Here is a 19,584-nt window from a genome sequence, read left to right as displayed (position 1 = left end):
ACTCCTCTGAAAATACAATTCAGAAAAACCGAATTGAAAATTCTAATATTTCTATTTGAATGAAGTAATGTTTTGCGCTATTATAGATGAATAACAGAGAAATGTCAAGAGAATTGATATCAATTCAGATTATGCAGGGAATTAAAATCAGGATTTTACTGTTAGGGTTTGTTTCATTGATTTTAGTGCGTGGCCCCTTTGGTATAAGGTTTTGCGGAAAAATGGCTAGCCAACTTAGTTACATATTAAACAAAACCCACAATTTTTCGTTCACTGCGGATCAGAAAGACATGGGGATTAGGAGGGAGAGTGTTTTGTGGATAGAGCATTACAAATCGTAGAGAAAGCAAAAGAGCTTGGATATGATAAATGTGGTATTATTCCGGTAAACCAAATGTCAGGATATGCCGATAAATTAGAGCAACGAATTCAAAGATTCCCTGAAACCGAGAAAAATTTAAGCAAGTTTCGTTCTTTTTCTAGACCACAGGACAAGTTCACTTGGGCAAAAGCGGTAATTGTTTGTTCTTACTGGTATGGTAAATATCGTATCCCCCTAAACTTGCAAGGACGCTTTGCAAAATATTATCTTACAGACGGACGGGTAAATGAAAATTCGGACGGTTATAAAACAAGTATTGCATTTGAAAATTATTTAAAGGAGCGAGGATTTCAAATTGCCTTTTATCGCAAGTTCGGCATTACTTCGCTGCGCTGGGCAGCAATGAAAGCCGGAATCGGCATTGTGCGGAAAAATAACTTTCTATATACAGAAAAAGGTTCTTGGCAATATTTAGAGGCGTTCTTAATCGATCAACCTTTAGAATATATCAATGAGTGCCAGATTCCTCCTTGCCCTGAAAAATGTAATCGCTGTGTAAAGGGTTGCCCTACCAACTCCTTATCTGAGCCTTATATGATGTGTCGAAACACCTGTGTTTCTTGTCTTACCACTTCAAGTGGATGGGATTTAAGGGAAGAGCCTTTACAAAATAAGTTCGGTCACTGGGTATATGGCTGCGATACTTGTCAAGATTGCTGCCCATACAATCATAATTCTTGGAAAGACGTGCAGAACTTTCCCGGGTTATCCGATTTGAGCGAGCACTTGTCATTGGTGCAAATTGTAAAAGCGGACTATGAATATTTACAAAAAGTCATACAACCCACCCTCTGGTATATACCGGTTGAAAAGTGTTGGAAATTTAAGATTAACGCACTTAACGCTATGCTGAATAACTATTCTTTAGAATATCGTACTGTGATTGAGGAAGCTTGTAATGATAAGGAGGAATCTGTAAGAGAAATGGCAAAATGGATTTTGGAACAAATAAAAGGTGATTTAACCGGAAGGAGGGGTCTATATGACTAAAAATATAAATCTTATTTATTTTTCCCCAACAGGGAATACACGAAAAACATTAGAGGCTATGGCCGAAGCAATCAGCGATAATATCAGTTCGATTGATTTAACCTGTTTGGATATAGTTCAACAATGGCAGTTCGACAAAGATGATTTTGTTATCTTGGGTATGCCTGTCTATGGAGGAAGAATACCGGCTGTCGCAAAACAACGCATTGAAAATATCAAGGGGAAAAATACACCTTGTTTGGTCGTTGTCACCTATGGAAACCGTGATTATGACGACGCATTGCTTGAGTTATCCGATTTTGCAAAGGCACACGGATTTATCGTGAAGGGAGCCGCTGCAGTGATCGGACGGCATACTTACGGAGAAATACAGGTAATGCGACCGGACAAAGCGGATTTTAAACAAGACAGAGAATTTGCAGCCTCCGCTGTTGCAAAACCCAAGGGCGCACCTGAGTTTACCATTCCGGGAACTTCCCTGTATAAAAAAGGAGGGCTGGGCGGAAAGTTTCGTCCGATTACATCTTCCGATTGTACGAAATGCGGCATATGCGTAAAGGACTGTCCGGTTCACGCAATCGAGGCAGATTGCAGTACGGTTTCGGATATGTGTCTGGCCTGTTTTCGTTGTATTCGGAACTGTCCGACACATGCAAAAAATATGGATACCGAAGAATATCAGGATTTTGCAGATATGTTTACAAAAAAACTCTGTGAGAGAAAGGAAAATCAATATTTTCTTTAAGGTGGATCATTATGAAAATTGAACCATATAACGAAGAAGACCGTGAAGAAATAATCACACTCGTTTTACACTGCCAGAATGACGGTACACGCCCTATCGTTTCAGTAGACGATCAACCGGAGTTGTTGCATATCAAAGAGAAATATCTGGACAATGGCGGAAACTTTTGGGTTGCAAAAGAGAACGGAAAAGTTGCCGGTTCTATTGGACTTATGATGTGCGGCGACGGACTTGCTATTTTGAAAAAGTTTTTTGTGTATGAATCCTACCGGGGTAACCCACGCCAGTTAGGACGGCATCTATATGAAACGCTTTTGAATTTTGCAAAAGAAAGAGGGGTAAAAAGAATGATTTTAGATACCCCGAGGAATACGGACAGAGCTCATAAATTCTATGAAAAGGCAGGTTTAAAGAAAATCACAAAAGAAGAATTACCCGTAGATTATGATTATCCGTATGAGGACAGCGATTTCTTTTTTATAGACCTTGCTTTTAAGAAAGGAAACTAATATGGTTTTAGCAGTCTCCCTCGATAATTGTGAGTTCTTTATAGCGTTCCAATGTTTCTTTTGTGGTGGAGACAATCATTCAATGTTACAATGTGCAGCAGTTCTCAATTTTATTATCAACAAAAGCAGAAATGTTCTGAATACACTTCCCATAGTTAAATGATGCTGTCATTTGCTGCATGGTCGTAATACCACAAAAACACCCAAAAGCTGTTTTTGAAATTGAACATCAAAAACCCACAAAAGTCCAGTATTACTGCGCCTTTGTGGGTTCTCTTAATCTCAAATTTCTTACTCACCCAATAAACATAGCATCCCCAAACGAAAAGAACCGATATCTTTCCCTCACCGCCTCTTCATACGCCTTCATAATATGTTCTTTCCCAGCCAAAGCCGACACCAGCATGAGCAGCGTAGATTCCGGAAGGTGGAAGTTGGTGATCAACCCGTCAATGATCTTAAATTCATACCCCGGATAGATAAAGATCTCTGTCCATCCGCTTTTTGCCTGAAGATTTCCAAATTCATCCGCAGCAGATTCCAGTGTGCGGCAGCTTGTCGTACCCACAGAGATGATTCTGCCGCCGTTTTTCCTGGTATCGTTGATCAATTTTGCCTGGTCTTCCTCCACCACATAGAACTCCGAATGCATATGATGCTTCTCCACATCATCTACTTTCACCGGACGGAAGGTACCAAGACCAACATGCAGCGTAACGTGGGCAATGGCAATTCCCATCCCCCGTATCTCCTCCAGCAGTTCCTCTGTAAAATGAAGTCCTGCTGTAGGGGCGGCGGCGCTTCCCTCATTTTTAGCATAGACGGTCTGATACCTGTTCTTATCCTCCAGCTTGTGGGTAATATAAGGCGGAAGTGGCATCTCTCCCAGTTTATCCAGGATTTCCTCAAAAATGCCCTCATAACTGAATTGAATCAGACGGTTTCCTTCCTCCACCACATCTATGACTTCCCCTGTGAGAAGCCCGTCCCCGAAGCTGATGACCGTTCCCGGTCTTGCCTTTTTCCCCGGCTTTACCAGTGTCTCCCACACATTGTCGCCTTTTCTTTTCAGCAGCAGTATCTCAATTCCTGCATCTGTTCCCACTTTGTTTCCGTACAGGCGGGCAGGAATCACCTTTGTGTCATTGATGACAAGGCAGTCACCCGGTTTTAAGTATCTGGTAATATGTTTGAAATCTGTATGCTCAATCTCACCTGTTTCCCGGTCCAGATGCAGCAGCCTGGAAGCGGAACGGTCAGCAAGGGGGTCCTGCGCGATCAGTTCCTCCGGCAAATCATAATAAAAATCTGATGTCTTCATGTTTTCTCCTTTATTTCCGTGAACAGCAGGCCGGGCAGATACATCCGTTTTCCTGACACTGCCTGCCGCATCACTGATCAGCCAAACACTATATCCTCTTCCAGGAGTTCTGCCCTGCCGTCTGCCACCTCCACAATATTGACACCACAGTTCGGCGGAACACAGCCATGCCAAAAATTCCTGATTTCCGCATCGGCATAAACATTCTGTAGAAGTGCCCGCACAGCACATCCGTGGGATGCGATCAGCAGTGTTTTATCCTGCAGTTTTTCCCTATATATAAGCTCCTGGAAAAAATCTTTGGTCCTTGTGCAGATTTCCCTGATACTCTCCCCGCCTTTTGGCGGTTCATAAACCTCTGTATGATGGAAAAAATTGTCCAGCATATGGACGGGCAAAAGGGCGGAATCCCGCCCTTCCCATTCGCCGAAAGAGATCTCCCGGAGACGTTCATCGTCGTATATGGGAATATCTCTTCCAGCCAGTATCAGTTCTGCAGTCATTTTAGCCCGTTTTAACGGGCTGGTAAAGCAGAGGTCAAAGGGAATCTCTTTTAACGCTTCCCCCGTCCGCTTTGCCAGAGTAATGCCATTCTCATTTAAATCCGTATCCGAGGCTCCCTGAAGTCTTCTCTGGACATTCCAGGAGGTTTCCCCGTGACGGATAATATAAAGCTTCATATTGCCTGCTCTCCCAAAATTTCTGCAAGCCGCGTCTTTTCTCTTATTTACGCAGCTCTATTCCAAGGCCTTCCAGCCCGTTTAAGATTTTCTTCATGGCTGCTGTGATCTCAGCCTCCTCCAGTGTTTTATCTTTTGCACGGAAGGTAACAGAGTACGCCAAGGATTTATATCCGTCTTTGATCTGGCTTCCCTCGTAGATATCAAAGAGATGATAACTCTCCAGGATCTTGCCGCCGCGCTGTACAAGAACATGTTCAATCTCTCCTGCCAGCACATGTTTCGGCACTACCATACTGATATCACGACTCACTGCCGGGAACTTTGCAATCCCTTCATACTTTCTGTCAAAAGTTGCAAACTCCAGAATAGCCGGGATATCCAGCACAGCCACATAAGCTCTCTCCCCGATGCCGTAAGTGTCCGCTACAGCCGGGTGTACCTCTCCCATATAACCGATCATAGTTCCGCTGTAGATAATGTCTGCCTGACGTCCCGGATGGAGGAACGGCTTGCCTGATCTGGGATCATATTCTTCTTTCTCGTGCATGCCGATCTTATCCAGGAATTCTTCCACAACGCCTTTCATTGCAAAGAAATCACCAGCGCCATACATACCCAGCGTAAACATCATCCTCTCTTCAGGCAGGCCCTTTAGAGGCAGTTCCTTCGGCAGATAGATATTGCCCAGCTCATAGAGACGCACATCCTTATTTCTTCTCTTATAGTTTGTTCCGAGAGACTGCAGCATACCATTCAGCGGTGTTGTCCTCATGATACTGAAATCTTCACCCAGAGGATTGGAAATGGTGATCACTTTGCGTAGCTCATCATCAGCGGGGATCAGCAGTTTGTCAAATACCTTAGGGCTTTCAAAGGAATAGCAGTATCCCTGTGAAAATCCATTGCATTCTGCCATATCTCTTGCAGCCTGCTCAATGCGCAGCTTAAACGGCAGCTTTCCTGTGGTAGCCTCTCCTTTTGGAAGGGTTGTGGGGATATTGTCATAGCCGTAGAAACGTGCCACTTCCTCCGCAATATCCGCAGTGCGGAAAATGTCAGCGCGGAAGGTAGGTGCTACGATTTCATTTGTATTCTCATCATATGCCAGCTCAACTTTTGAGAGATAGGAAAGCATTTCCTCCTTGGAAAGCTGAGTCCCCAGTAAATCATTTATCTTCTCCGGCTCAAATGCAACGCGTACCGGTTCTTTCACTTTAGAATACACATCAACCATTTGGCCTACCACTTCACCACAGCCAAATTCTTCAATAAGCTGGCAGGCTCTGTCGATGGCAGCCTCCGCGTTGTTTGGATCCAGACCCTTCTCGAATTTGCCGGATGCATCTGTCCTGAGTCCCACTTTTTTGCTGGAAAGACGGATATTAACCCCGTCAAAGCAGGCTGCCTCAAATAATACAGTGCTTACTGTATCCGTGATCATGGAATTTTCCCCGCCCATGATACCGGCAATTCCAACCGGTTTTTTGCCGTCGCAGATCATCAGTACGGAATCGTCCAGAACACGCTCCTGGCCGTCCAGTGTGACGAATTTCTCATCTTTTGAGGCACGGCGCACGATGATTTCCTGTCCTTCAATGGTGTCCATATCATAGGCATGCATAGGCTGTCCGAATTCTTCCATCACGTAATTGGTGATATCTACCAGGTTATTGATCGGACGGATACCATTTGCAGCCAGACAGCGCTGCATCCATTTCGGTGAGGGTCCGATCTTTACGTTTTTTACTACCCTTGCACAGTAGCGGGGACACAGATCCGGGTCCTCAACACTCACTTTGATGTAGTCATGGGCATCCTCTTGATTTCCCTTCACTTCCACTGTGGGAGGAACGAATTTTTTATTAAATGTAGCTGCAGCTTCTCTTGCGATACCGATCACACTGTAGCAGTCCACACGGTTTGAAGTGATCTCATATTCAAATACCACGTCATCCAGTCCCAGCGCATGGATAGCACTCTCGCCAACCACTGCATCCTCCGGGAAGATGTAAATACCGTATTCGGGAGCTTCCGGATAAAATTCTCTTGTGGAACCCAGCTCTTCAATAGAGCACATCATACCGCAGGATTCTATCCCACGCAGTTTTCCTTTTTTAATCTTTACACCGCCCGGTGTCTTCTTGCCGTCATGACCGCCTGCCACACGGCCCCCGTCCAGGACTACCGGGATCTTGTCTCCTTCTTTTACATTGGGCGCACCGGTCACGATCTGAACGGTCTCGGTTCCCACATTGACCTGACAGATAATCAGTTTGTCTGCATCCGGATGCGGTTCGATCTTCTCAATCTGTCCGATAACGATATTTTCCAAATCTGCATCCAGTTCTTCAAACCCTTCCACTTTAGTTCCGGATAAGGTCATTGCATCTGTATATTCCTGTGCCGTAACGTCAAGATCCGGCACATACATTTTAATCCATGATAAAGATGTATTCATTGTTGTTCTCCTCTATAATTATTATTCTGTCTCAGGATTTCCCACATATCTCTTCTCTGCGATTAGAACTGCTTCAGGAATCTGGTGTCGTTTTCGTACAGAAGTCTCATATCATCAATCTCATATTTCAGCAGTGCAATACGCTCCAAGCCCACACCAAATGCGAAACCAGTGTATTCTTCCGGGTCAATACCGCACATTTCAAGGACATGGGGGTGTACCATACCGCAGCCCAGGATCTCGATCCAGCCGGATCCTTTACAGAAACGGCATCCTTTGCCTCCGCACTTGAAGCAGGAAACATCCACCTCTGCGCTTGGCTCTGTGAACGGGAAGTGGTGGGGACGGAATTTCGTCTTAGTCTCCGGTCCGAACAGTTCTTTGGCAAACTCCTCCAGAGTACCCTTTAAGTCCGCAAATGTAATGTGCTTGTCAATGACAAGACCTTCAATCTGATGGAAGGAAGGGGAATGTGTTGCATCCACTTCATCAGAACGGAACACACGTCCCGGTGCGATCATACGGATTGGCAGTTCTCCCTTCTCCATGGTACGGGCCTGTACCGGGGAAGTCTGGGAACGCAGACAGATTTTATCGTCAATGAAAAAGGTATCCTGTTCATCTCTGGCAGGATGGCCCTCCGGGATATTCAGTTTTGTAAAGTTGTAATCCATGTACTCCACTTCCGGACCTTCCACAACTTCATAGCCCATACCGATGAAGATACGCTCCACTTCCTCCAGTGCTATGGTGTTTGGATGCCTATGGCCAATCTCCATTTTCTTGGCCGGGAGGGTTACGTCGATGACTTCCGCTTTCAGCCTTTCCTCCATAACGGCTGCTTCCAGTTTAACTCTGGTATCCTCCAGATGTTTTTCAATCTGCGCACGAGTTTCATTTACCCACTGCCCAACCTTTGGCCTGTCCTCCGCAGCTACCTCTTTCATACCTTTTAAAACTGCTGTCAGCTCTCCTTTTTTTCCAAGAAAAGCAACACGTACATCATTTAATTTTTCCAGGGAATCCGACTCCTGGATGCGCTTTGCAGCTTCTTCCTGAATACGCTGTAATTTTTCTTTCATAGCAATCTCCTTATACGTTTTATTCCTGTAACTGTGAGGGTACTGAACAGTTACCAGTGCCTTAGTTACTTATTTCTGACAATAAAAAAAGACCCCACCCCCAAAAGGGACGAAGCCTGTAAAGTCCGTGGTACCACCCTTGTTCCCATCTGCTAAAAAGACAGCGGGCACTCGTTTCTGCTTAACGCACAGCGACGTCATTTCTTACTGCTATTTCAGAAATGCGGCTCCGGTGGGAATCTCAACGGTTATCTGAACTGAGAGGAGCTTTCAGCCGGTGACTCCTCATCTCTGACAGAAGATAAACATCTACTGACACCTTCACAGCCTTTTTCATGTATTGTCTGTAACCCATTTTAGCCACTAATTTGCAATCTGTCAAGAAGGTTTGTCAGCTTTTGTTTCTTTTTCTTCCTTTTTTTCTGCCAAATCCTCTGTTTCCTCCTCCTCATCCTCATCATCCCTGCCGATAAGCTGCTGATATTCTCTCTTGAGGGTCTCGGTGGCCACCTGATGCACCCATTTGAATTTTTCTTCAAAATAGCAGTTGATCTGGGCACCTATCATCATGATATTCATACAAAAGTACATCCATAAAAGAATCAATATGATGGTGGTCATGCTTCCATACATATTCGATGTTCCCTCATAATAATCAAAATACAGAGAGAATCCAAAGGAAAATGCAGACCAGCTCACTGCTGTGAACACAGCCCCCGGCATCTGACTTCTGAAGGTTGCCTTCCTGTTTGGTACAAACTTATACAAAAACAGGAACACCACACACAGGGCCAGGAGCGTGATGGTCACTCGCATACTGATTATCATGGATACCAGTTTGTCAAGGAACGGCAGATGTTTGCTCAGTTCCCTCTGCAGGCTGTTGCCAAAAACCTGGAGGATCAGGGTCAGTATAATGGCAATGACAAATACAAGTGTGTAAAATACAGAGCGAACTCTTGTCACAATATAATTCCTGGTCTCCTTCACCTGATAGATACAGTTAAATCCATTGGTCAGAGACTGGATCCCCTTCCCTGCAGACCACAGGGCGATGACACCGGAAAGGGGAACCACGGTCAGTGACTTTTCATACACCTCATTGACGATCCCCTGAATGAAGGTCTCAAAACTCTCGGGGCAGATCTGCATAACCGCATTGATCACCTCCTGCCTGTCAAGAGGCGTATACCGGACAGAGGTCATGAGAAGGAGCATAAACGGGATAAAGGAAAGTATGATAAAATAGGCAGCCTGTGCAGAGTAGGCTGACACGTGATTCTTATTCATATTCTCCATAAATCCGGTGACTGTGCGCACCACACTTTTTATTATCTTCATTTTATCTGCACCCGCATGTAATTTCCGCATTATTTTCCCATTATAGCATGTGCCCCTTCGGATGACAAGTTTCACAGAACGCTGCTGATATCAGCCAGCTCCACATTTTGGTAAAAATATGCAAGAATGTCCTGATAACTCATCCCTGCCTCTGCCATCCCTTTTGCCCCGTTCTGGCTCAGACCTACGCCATGGCCGTAACCGCCGCCGTTTATCACATATCCTTTAAGGACATTATTTTCATCCCGCTGTTCTTCCAGTGTAAAATATGCACTTGGGAGCAGATTAGAGCCTTTCACTACAGAGCCGTCCTGCCTTGTAATAGACAATCCGTCCGGTGACAGCAGGGCACGTATGTCGTACTCGTTGCTGATCTTGTAGACACCCTGGTCCGTATTGACCGCCAGATTCATGACAGCACCGCCCTCACCTGTCTTCTCCACATCTATCCCCCGGATTTCTTTTACTCCCGCGTATTTTGCCTGTACAGCAGACAACAGGCGTTTGGCGGAAAATGTGATACTCCACTGATGCCACGGCTCCTCTGCATCGTAGCTGCAGTCCACACTTTTCAGATAGGAAGCGGGCGCAGATACTTCCCACACCTCATCCGTGCTGGTTTTACCGCTGGAGGTGGAAAAGTAATAGGCTGTAATGGGCTGCCCGCCGCTCTCCAGAATTTCTCCCTTTGTCTCATCCACGGCTGCACTCGCCCCGGCATCCTCACCGCCGTTTTGATAGACCTGATAAGCCACACTGTCATCCACCTGGGCGCCCAGGTCAGCTAAAGCACTTTTCTGCATCTGTACACAGGCATATGTTCTGGCACAGACCGCCTGCGCCTTCAATGCTTCTTTGTCATATGAGGCCGGCATTTCACTGGGTACCACACCATACAGATACTCTTCCAGGGGCAGCGTATTTACAATGCGCAGGCCTCCCTGTTCCTGGTAAACGGTAAAATCCCCCCTGTAGGCAGGATTTCCCTGCTGCCTTTCCACTGACAGCAGGGTTGCCCTGTTTTCCTCTCCACCGGCCTGAAGTTCCAGCTTTCCATCCTGGAAAAGAGGACTGTCTGCAGTCAGCTCCAATGTCTCACCGTCTGCATAGTCCATCTCCTGGCTCCCTTTCAGATGATAACTGCCCTGAAACCGTAAGTTCACACTCTGGTGCGTATATCCTTTGTATCCGTCTGTCATAAGCAATACGGATATCCGGGGTTCCTGTACTGCGGCTGCTGCCGCTTCACTCTCTGGCTCCTGGGCAGCCTGGCCGCTGTTCTGTTCTGTATGATCAGCCTGGGCATCTGTGTCCGCAGAATCTGCGGCACTCTCCTGCCCCTTTTCCTCTGCATCCGCATTGTTCCGGGAGGAAGCCGGCAGGGTCAGACCGGCACTGGCCCGCTCATTTTCTTTGATCATATTCTCCTGCAGGCTCTGCATCCGGTAATCTTCCTGTCTTCTTACTCCCGCTCTGTTTGCCTGCCATACAATCAGGATTCCGATCACGGCAAGCAGTATGATCAGCATCTTCCATTTTAATTTCTGCTTCCAGTCCATATATTAATATATGAAAGAAGAAAAGATTTCATACCCCAAGGTCTTTATTCACAGCATGTCTGCCTCTATCCCAGATATAATTCCCTGTAATAGTCCAGCTCTTCCCCGATGATCTCATCTAAAACCTTCATTCCCAAAAGTTCCACCGGAGCCTTGTCATCTGTGAGGATCCTGTCCTTTCCTTCATAACGGACAAGCCCTTTTGAAACGGCTGCCATCATGTTCTGCAATTCTCCTTTTGGAAGCTTCTCAGCATTTTTTTCAAGCATTTGCGGAAGCATCATGTGATTAGATGCAAAGACTTCCATATTGGTCCCGCCTTCCACCGGTACGGTGTATACATACTTGAATACCGAAGCTATGGTATCACAGAGATAATCATTGATAGAATCCTCCGAACTGGATTTCATGTTCATGTTGACCACCATCACCCCGTTGTCCTTCAGATGCGTTTCAACCTGGCTGAAAAACTCAACCGAGGACATCTGAAACGGAATGGTGATATCCTGGTAGGCATCCACCATAATCACATCATAGGAGTCCTCAGAAGATGTAAGATAGGCTCTTCCATCCTCCACTGCTACCTCCACACTGTCCGGCAGTCCGAAATAGTCTGTGGCGATCTCCGCGATCTTCTCGTCAATCTCAGCGCCCTGGATTTTGGTTCCCGGAAAATAGCGGTCACAGTAATCTGCATATGTGCCGCTGCCCAGCCCAAGTATCATCACATGATTGTCCTTTTTTGTATTGACTCCCGCCATAACAGGGGCGGCCAGGGCATAGTCATAATACATCCCTGTCAGCTCCTGGTTTTTCGTCTTGATGGACTGCACGCCAAAAAGCACATTGGTGGACAGGATGGTCTGCTCCTCATCGTCCTTTACCTGCAGATAATTATAGATGGACTCATCCTCCAGCGTCACATCTTTTTCCCAGAAAGCAAAGCTGAATTTAGGCGTCAGCAGTGCCAGAATAAGCAGAACCGCCGCTGCTCCCACACATAGTCCTCTTTTTCTCTTAACCGTCACAAAGTAGAGCACAGCGATGGCGGCCAAAACCGCTGAAAATATGAGGAAAGTAGCTGCAGTCCCCACTGCCGGAATCGTTACAAAGGTAGGGAGGAAGGTACCGATAATACTGCCGATGGTATTTAAGGCACCCAGCTCTCCCACGGTCTTTCCATTGTCATCCAGATTGCTCACAGAAAACTTTACCAGAGACGGTGTCACGGTTCCCAGCAGAACACAGGGGAACGCAAAGATTGCCAGGCAGGTAAAAAGTGCTGCCCAGACAAGAAAATTGGATTTTATAAAAACCGCCAGCAGCAAAGAGATACCTGCGATCAGATATCTGCCCAAAAACGGTATGAGCGCGATCCATATTGCAGCGATCAAAAGCCTACGGTACAGCCTGTCCGGATCATGGCGCTTGTCCGCGGAACGCCCGCCCCATACATTTCCGATCGCCATGGCGATCATGATCACTCCGATGATCACGGTCCATACAATCTGGGAGGAACTGAAATAAGGCGCCATCAGCCTGCTCGCCCCCAATTCTACAGCCATAACAGACATACCGGAAAAAAACTCTGTTACATACAAAAAATATTTGTTTCTCAATAATCTGGACTCCATGTTTTGCCTCCTGTTGTCTCTCTCAATTATTACCCTGCCATAACTGCAGCCGCAAAAACGGGCTGCCCCAAGCCGTCCGCACCTCTATCCGGTGCCGGCGTGCCTGCTTACGGCAGCCCGTCTTCTTTTTTTGCGAAATTGTTCAGTATTATCTCACGCTTCTGTAACAAACTGATATATTGTGGTAGTATCGTATTTCTCCCCGGCTTTCAGAACGGAAGACTGGAAAGCAGCCTCATTGCAGGCATTGGGATAGTACTGTGTCTCCATACAGAAACCGGCACGTTTTGTATAGACACTGCCGCCCTTCCCATTTTCGTTGTTGATAAAATTGCCGATGTAGAACTGCATACCCGGAAGGTCCGTGAATACTTTCATGGTGATGCCTGTCTCATCGCTGTGAGCCGCCGCGGCCTCTTTTATCCCGCCTTTTTCCCTGCACAGTGCATAGTTATGGTCATAGCCGCCGCCGAAGATGAGCTGCTCATAGTCAGCTTCCACATCCTGTCCAATCCTTTTAGGGGAAGTAAAGTCCATGGGTGTGCCCTCTACTTTCAGGATCTCACCTGTGGGAATGGCTTCGGAATCGGAAACCGGCGTGAATTCCGGTGCATGGATCTGAACCATATGATTCAGCATACTCTCTGCTCCCGCATTGTGTCCTGCCAAGTTAAAGTAAGAATGGTTGGTCATATTCACAACGGTATCGGCATCTGCGCTTCCTGTGTAATGCATAACAAGCTCATTTTCATCCGTGAGCTTATATGTTACAGATCCGGTAAAGTTTCCGGGGAAGCCCTGGTCGCCGTCCGGGCTGAAGATACGGAAGGTGATACTGTTCTCCTCCTCTTTCACTTCTTCCACATCCCAAACACGGGTGCGGTAAAAGTCAGGGCCGCTATGTAAATTATTCTTGTTGTCATTCTGAGCCAATACATACTCTTTGCCATTCACAGTAAACTTTGCTCCGCCAATGCGGTTTCCGTTTCTGCCGATGGGGGAACCGAAATGAGGTTTATTCTCATAGTATCCTTCCACAGTGTCATAGCCAAGAACCACATCTGTCAAATTCTTATCTTTATCCGGAACCATCACACTGACCAGTATGGCACCGAAATCTGTTACAGCTGCTGTCATGCCGTTTCCATTTTTCAGTTCATAGAGGAATACCTCTTTTCCTTCCGGACTCTTTCCAAAGCTTCTTTTTGTCACTCCCATGTCTTAATCTCCTGTTTTTCATGATTTGATCTGCATTTCTGTTGTTATAAACAAAAAGAGTCTGATTCTTCAGACTCTCGCATCAAATGCGGCGTTCCTGCTGCAAATGTTCGTTATTCGTAACTGTAAAAACACAAAACAGTTACCACTATTCATAATATACCCAGCCAATTTGCTGTTATATTGTAACTATTCAGTAGGTCTGCGCATTCACTGCGCTGACCGAAAGAAAATGTACCACGGCTAAACATAAATCCCATCACCAAAGGCGATTCTGCATGGATTTTTGCCTATAACTGTGAGGGTACCGAACAGTTACGTTATATTTATAATCCCAGGATGCCGTTTCCTACTTTCTGACTCCTAGCCTAAGCCAGGTGGGCAACCGCAACTGTTCTTCTGCCTTCCGCTGCGCAATGACGGCCTGACATCTAAACAGAAATATAGGAATCCCGTTTAAAGAAATGTAGGTTCAAAAACTGTAGGAGCATCGCACACCCCAGGATTACTTCGTATCTTTATTATACTCTAGTATATGAACTTTTTCAACAAAAATGCACACACTTAATAAATTTTTTCTTCAATATAAAAATTACAGATAGAACGCACTTTTTCCATATCCGCTTTTGTCTTCCCGTTCCCGTACGGTATGCGGTCAATGTTCCGGTTCATGTAATCCTGGTTTTTAATATACAGGAAACTGGAACGGAAGTTCAGGTCAAAGATAAACGCCAGATAAGAGATCCACATATCCATATGTGTGGTCCTCTCTCCCCGCCGGATGCATCTGTGCGCTTCCACAGCCTGAAGGATATTCCCGGAGATTGGTTCCAGGCCCACTTCCTCCGCTGAAATTCCAAAGATAGCTTCTGCATTCTCTGTATCTTTGACCCTGAAATTATCCAGCTTATCCGCGTCCCTGATGATCCTGCAGTGCAGGAGTTCTCTTCCTTGTATCTCCTCCGGAATCTCATAGAGAGAATGACAGGCAATTGCTGTTTTGATAATGCTGTCAAACCTGTCATCCTCAATGAAATTTCTGATCCTATTTTCATCAAAGAGAACTTTTACGCCAAACTCAGCATGGTCAAAGAGATTGTCATCGTAACTGTTAAAGGTTTTAAGCTGTTCAAACCTTCCGATGTCATGGAGCAGTGCAATGAGAAGCGCCAGTTCATGGTCTTCACCGGAAACCTTTTCTTCCCTGCAGATATAATCTGCTGCATCCAAAACGCAGAAGGTATGAACCTCCTTCAGCATGATCTTATCATCGTTTCTGTCATAATGACTGAGATACTGTCGGAAACTTTCTTTTGCATATTCCAAATCAATCATATTTTCATCTCCGCTGCCCGGCGGACGTATCCCCGGGTATGAAACAACAAAACGGACCGCCATCACTGACGGTCCGCCGCATTCATAGCAATAGTAAGTCCGCAAAGCGTTCTTTCTATTTTGATCACCTGAATTATTTCAGTTCATCAACAACTTTCTGGATAGCCTCTAAAGCATCAGCAGGAAGTTTGTCATATCCATCTTTTTTGGTCTCGAATGCTTTGATCTCATTAACACGGTCATTCATACGTGCTTTGAGCTGCTCAACGTAGTTAGTGTCATTCATATCCGGAACGAATCCTTCCCAATCGAAGATTTCGATATCGGTGAATGGTCCCCAAGGTTTGAACTCTGCTTTTTTCTCTACGATTGCTTCCAGAATACCTAAAGTATCTTTCGGCTGAACTTTCTTGCCCATGAAATCGCCTGTGTTGATGATGTAGCAGTCTACATTTTTCTCTTCAACCAGTTTTTTGAATTTCTCGTAGTCATCAGCTAACGGGTATGTTCTGAACGGGTTAGCGTAAGGAACAACAACCAGCTTATTCGGGTCAACACCTGGTGCCAGACGCTCTGCTGTAGAACGTTTTGTAGCCAGAGTAGCACCCATTACAGATGCCAGGGAAGCACCTTTTAATTTAACTACTGGCGGAATGGTCGGGTCTTTCATGATCCAGAAGATTGCATTAACCGGCTCGTCGATCTTGTCAACGCGGTTCGGTGCCCACAGTTTGGATTTGATCGCACGTCCGTTACCATTTCTGATATCTTCTGTTACAAGCTGGATGTTTCCATCCTCGTCTAATGTAGCAGAGTTATTCATGGATGTCAGAAGGAATTTGTTGTCATCACATCCTGCCGGATAATCCTGTGTTTTATCGAAGTATGTAGGCTCTAATGCTACGGAAGCACAAGTATCTGTGTTGATGATGAATGCATCATCGTGCAGAACTTTGATTTCGTATTTGCCATTGTGTTTTGCATGTGTGATCGTGGATTTACCTGATCCTGACAGACCGTATACAGATGCAACATATTTGGAACCGTCAGCAAGTGTGTACTCTTTCTGTCCGCCGTGGCATGCTGCATAACCATTTCTGTTGGCAATTGCCCAAGCCATAGTCAGAGTACCTTTTTTGTGCTCACCAAAGTATCTCATACCAAGGATACAAGCACAGTTCTGGTCTGTGTTAAAGTAGCACAGAGTCTGCGGATCGCTTAAGCAGCTGTAGTCAACACCCGGAGTGCTTGCCGGTGCCCACTGAGGATCTGAGAAGATGTAAACATCTGCTTCTTTTCCTTCGCCTACAGGCTGAGAATTTTTATACATTTTAACATAGTCATCAGACATATACTGGAAGTTCAGCATCCAGGAGTACATGATGTTCTCTTCGCCTTCCGGAATCAGCAGGTGAGCTTTTACCATGAATTCAGGATCCAGACCTACATATACCTCTGCATGGTACATGGTTTTCCAGCGGGCTTCATAAATAGCATCCATAGCCACTTTGTCAAGAGCTGCGCAGTCAACACCTGGTTCTCCGGCGATGCGGCGTGCGGCTGCATAACGTCCTGTGATAGCACCATCGTTGAATAATAAAACTTTAGCGTCTCTCTCAAGACCAAACTCTTCGCCTCTATAAACAGGCATGTCTGTAACGACTGTTCCAGGTGAGTTCTTCGCTAATTCATATGCCTCTTTTAATGTGTTAACCTTAACAACATTGTTGCCATAGAACGCTGCTTCAATAATGGAACGAGTTTTGCTGAAGCCAGTTTTGCCTGCTCCAATCTCGTTGATTGGGTAATATGCTTTTGTTGACATATGGTTTCCTCCTTAATCTTATCTCAAAGTCAATTTATTATCTCATGTAAGTTTTTAAAAGTCAATACTTTAACAATGTATTTTCTTGACGATTTTTTTACATTTTATAGAATTTTTATATTTTAAATCCCAAGGACATTTTTTACTGCTGCCGGCATCTCCGGAACATCCACAACCGTATCATGGAGAACAGGGGCTGTACGAATCTCCTCAATGGCATTGGGCACCTTCACATTTGCAATTTTGGACAATTCATCCACCAGCTCAAAATCACCCATGGAATCATATTTGCTGTCAATGGCATTCATGACACTCCTTGTGAATTTAAAGGGGCTGGCTGTGGAGGCAATGACCGTCTTGGTACTATCCCCGGTCTCAGCCGCGTATTTACCGTAAACACAGGACGCCACAGCTGTATGGGTGTCGATCACATAGCCTGTTTCCCCGTAAAGAGCCTTTATTGCTCCTGCCGTTTCCTCCTCTGTGGCAAAATTGCCATAGAAATCCGCAAGCTGGCTGCGCATCTTTTCTGTGATCCGGTAAGTCCCGCCCTTGGAAAGCTGCTCCATCATCTCACGGTTTTTGTCCGCGTTTTCCCCTGCAATGCGGTAAATAAGCCTTTCTAAGTTGCTGGATATGAGTATATCCATGGACGGAGATGAAGTCAGAATGAAATCACGGTTCCTGTCATAACTTCCGGTGGAGAAGAAGTCAAAAAGGACTTTATTCTCATTGGAAGCACAGATCAATTTGTCTATAGGCAGCCCCATATTTTTCGCATAATAGGCGGCCAGGATATTTCCGAAGTTACCTGTGGGCACCGTTACGTTAATTTTTTCACCATCTTTTATCTCACCGTTCTTATAAAGGTTCACGTATGCGTAAACGTAGTACACGACCTGAGGGACCAGGCGGCCGATATTGATGGAGTTGGCAGAGGAAAACTGGAAGCCGGCCTTGTCAAGCTCCTCCTCCATTGCCTTGTCATTGAACATTTTTTTCACTGCAGTCTGGGCATCATCGAAATTGCCTGTGATTCCCACCACATATGTATTATTTCCCTTCTGTGTCACCATCTGTTTTTCCTGAATAGGGCTGACACCGTTCTTGGGATAAAAAACAATGATCCTTGTACCCGGCACATCCGCAAAACCGGCCATGGCTGCCTTTCCTGTATCGCCTGAAGTGGCAGTGAGGATCACAATCTCATTTTTCACATGATTTTTCTTGGCAGAAGTGGTCAGAAGATGGGGCAGAATGGAAAGTGCCATATCTTTGAACGCAATGGTCGCTCCGTGGAACAGTTCCAGATAGTATGCACCTCCCGCTTTTACTAAAGGTGCTATCTCTTCTGTATCGAATTTGGAATCATAAGCCCTGGCAATACATGACTTTAACTCTTCCTCTGTGAAATCCGTAAGAAAACGGCTCATAACTTCATAAGCAATTTCCTGGTATGTCATCTCTGCCAGTCTGTCCATGGGAACATCCAGCTTAGGAATCTCTGTAGGCACGAATAAACCGCCGTCCTTTGAAAGTCCTTTTAAAATTGCTTCGGATGCCTTTACGCATTCCCCTGTTCCTCTAGTGCTTTTGTACAAAATCTCCATCTCTTTAAGTCCTTTCTTCTTTACGGATACGTGAAAAAGTCATGTACCCCATATTGGAATAAAAATTTTAAATCCTCTTTAAACCATTTAATATTGTGCTGCTCCGCGTAAGCCTCTTCCATAAAGAACAGCGCACCTTGGGAGTAATCCTCCCCATCAATCGCCCGGTTGACCGCCTCTCTGGTTCCCTCTGAAACGGTAACCGTATTGATCCTGCCGTCAACTGTAGGAGAAAACTGGGGACTTCCGTCCGAATTCTCCCATACCACATCATGGATACTGTTTGGGAAATCCGGGCTTTTCACCCGGTTAAAAATCACATTTGCCACCATAATACGGCCTTTGATATCCTCTCCTCCGGCCTCCGCCTCCACTATCTTCAGAAGCGTCTCGTAATCCTGATCTGTCATCCTGAGCAGCCCCTCAGAAGCACCGATGGAGTGATTCTCCAGTTCAGCCACGCTGGTGGCTGTCTCCTCGCTGAAATCAAAATGTGATTCCTGCACCTTTTTGCCTGTTCTCTGCCCTACCAGCACAGCTTCACAGGAGGTGCCAAGCCGGTGTACTTCGCTCTGGGTATCCTGACTTATCAGTACGCCTGAAATAATTGCGTCCAGACCGTACAGCTGTTCTTCCTCCGGTTCGTCCTTGTCTTTGGGCGGATCTTTGTCATCACTCACAGATGCATATACATTATTTTTTCCGCCTGCATGAAGCCCGTGAAAGGTAAATGCCACGGCAGCGATAACCACCGCCCCGGTCACAACCAATGCACAGGTTCTCCGGCTCTTTTTAGATATCTTCCGGATCAAAAATAAAAACCCGGCCGCAATCGTACGAATAATGTCCATACCTTTTTCCTTTGCCTGTTTTTCTTAGTCGAATAGACACC

Annotated in this window: 15 protein-coding genes, 1 other RNA gene and 1 other annotated feature; of the genes, 3 read left to right on the top strand and 13 right to left on the bottom strand. The window is 45.6% G+C overall.

Annotated elements, in window-relative coordinates:
* Nucleotides 1-316 precede the first annotated feature (316 nt).
* From C6P39_RS22640 to C6P39_RS22630, 3 genes are read left to right on the top strand one after another with little or no spacing between them, the layout of a single operon-like run.
* Nucleotides 317-1,372, top strand: a complete 1,056-nt coding sequence (locus C6P39_RS22640; RefSeq protein ID WP_242987110.1) for an epoxyqueuosine reductase — start codon at nt 317-319, stop codon at nt 1,370-1,372.
* On the top strand, nt 1,365-2,117 hold the full coding sequence (locus C6P39_RS22635; protein ID WP_104805282.1) for a 4Fe-4S binding protein: 753 nt from the start codon (nt 1,365-1,367) through the stop codon (nt 2,115-2,117). The genes C6P39_RS22640 and C6P39_RS22635 overlap by 8 nt, the downstream gene beginning before the upstream one ends.
* Before the next feature lie 11 nt (nt 2,118-2,128).
* On the top strand, nt 2,129-2,626 hold the full coding sequence (locus tag C6P39_RS22630) for a GNAT family N-acetyltransferase (RefSeq protein ID WP_242987109.1): 498 nt from the start codon (nt 2,129-2,131) through the stop codon (nt 2,624-2,626).
* A 295-nt stretch (nt 2,627-2,921) separates the two neighbouring features.
* On the opposite strand, the gene queA is transcribed toward C6P39_RS22630, so the two are convergent.
* From queA to C6P39_RS22565, 13 genes are all read right to left on the bottom strand, one after another.
* Nucleotides 2,922-3,947: a tRNA preQ1(34) S-adenosylmethionine ribosyltransferase-isomerase QueA gene (queA, locus tag C6P39_RS22625; protein WP_104805280.1), complete on the bottom strand. Its 1,026-nt coding sequence runs from the start codon at nt 3,945-3,947 to the stop codon at nt 2,922-2,924.
* 77 nt (nt 3,948-4,024) lie between these two features.
* The gene (locus C6P39_RS22620; protein WP_095175905.1) at nt 4,025-4,627 is read right to left on the bottom strand and encodes a histidine phosphatase family protein; all 603 of its coding nucleotides are present in this window, start codon (nt 4,625-4,627) and stop codon (nt 4,025-4,027) included.
* A gap of 43 nt (nt 4,628-4,670) precedes the next feature.
* Complete coding sequence (pheT, locus tag C6P39_RS22615; protein WP_095175904.1) at nt 4,671-7,088, bottom strand: phenylalanine--tRNA ligase subunit beta; 2,418 nt, start codon at nt 7,086-7,088, stop codon at nt 4,671-4,673.
* 62 nt (nt 7,089-7,150) lie between these two features.
* The gene (gene pheS / locus C6P39_RS22610; RefSeq protein WP_065541966.1) at nt 7,151-8,170 is read right to left on the bottom strand and encodes a phenylalanine--tRNA ligase subunit alpha; all 1,020 of its coding nucleotides are present in this window, start codon (nt 8,168-8,170) and stop codon (nt 7,151-7,153) included.
* 102 nt (nt 8,171-8,272) lie between these two features.
* Nucleotides 8,273-8,504, bottom strand: a binding site (T-box leader).
* A 44-nt stretch (nt 8,505-8,548) separates the two neighbouring features.
* Complete coding sequence (locus tag C6P39_RS22605) at nt 8,549-9,511, bottom strand: YihY/virulence factor BrkB family protein (RefSeq protein ID WP_095175927.1); 963 nt, start codon at nt 9,509-9,511, stop codon at nt 8,549-8,551.
* Between the two features lie 71 nt (nt 9,512-9,582).
* Complete coding sequence (locus tag C6P39_RS22600; RefSeq protein ID WP_095175926.1) at nt 9,583-11,040, bottom strand: SpoIID/LytB domain-containing protein; 1,458 nt, start codon at nt 11,038-11,040, stop codon at nt 9,583-9,585.
* Between the two features lie 95 nt (nt 11,041-11,135).
* The gene (locus C6P39_RS22595) at nt 11,136-12,704 is read right to left on the bottom strand and encodes a spermidine synthase (RefSeq protein WP_095175902.1); all 1,569 of its coding nucleotides are present in this window, start codon (nt 12,702-12,704) and stop codon (nt 11,136-11,138) included.
* Between the two features lie 153 nt (nt 12,705-12,857).
* Entirely contained in the window at nt 12,858-13,922 is a 1,065-nt protein-coding gene (locus C6P39_RS22590; protein ID WP_104805279.1) for an aldose epimerase family protein, read from the bottom strand.
* A gap of 327 nt (nt 13,923-14,249) precedes the next feature.
* A non-coding RNA gene (gene ssrS / locus C6P39_RS22585) (6S RNA) lies at nt 14,250-14,431 on the bottom strand.
* A gap of 55 nt (nt 14,432-14,486) precedes the next feature.
* Nucleotides 14,487-15,257: an HD domain-containing protein gene (locus C6P39_RS22580; protein WP_104806024.1), complete on the bottom strand. Its 771-nt coding sequence runs from the start codon at nt 15,255-15,257 to the stop codon at nt 14,487-14,489.
* Nucleotides 15,258-15,390: 133 nt separating this feature from the next.
* The gene (locus C6P39_RS22575) at nt 15,391-17,082 is read right to left on the bottom strand and encodes a phosphoenolpyruvate carboxykinase (ATP) (protein ID WP_104805278.1); all 1,692 of its coding nucleotides are present in this window, start codon (nt 17,080-17,082) and stop codon (nt 15,391-15,393) included.
* Nucleotides 17,083-17,204: 122 nt separating this feature from the next.
* Nucleotides 17,205-18,692, bottom strand: a complete 1,488-nt coding sequence (thrC, locus tag C6P39_RS22570; protein WP_104805277.1) for a threonine synthase — start codon at nt 18,690-18,692, stop codon at nt 17,205-17,207.
* 20 nt (nt 18,693-18,712) lie between these two features.
* Nucleotides 18,713-19,543 (bottom strand): cell wall hydrolase, encoded by an 831-nt coding sequence (locus tag C6P39_RS22565; protein ID WP_065541971.1) that lies wholly within the window; start codon nt 19,541-19,543, stop codon nt 18,713-18,715.
* Between the last annotated feature and the right edge of the window lie 41 nt (nt 19,544-19,584).

The organism is Blautia marasmi (assembly GCF_900258535.1).
Classification (GTDB): Bacteria; Bacillota; Clostridia; order Lachnospirales; family Lachnospiraceae; genus Blautia; species Blautia hominis.
This window is presented reverse-complemented; position numbering and strand designations above follow the sequence as displayed.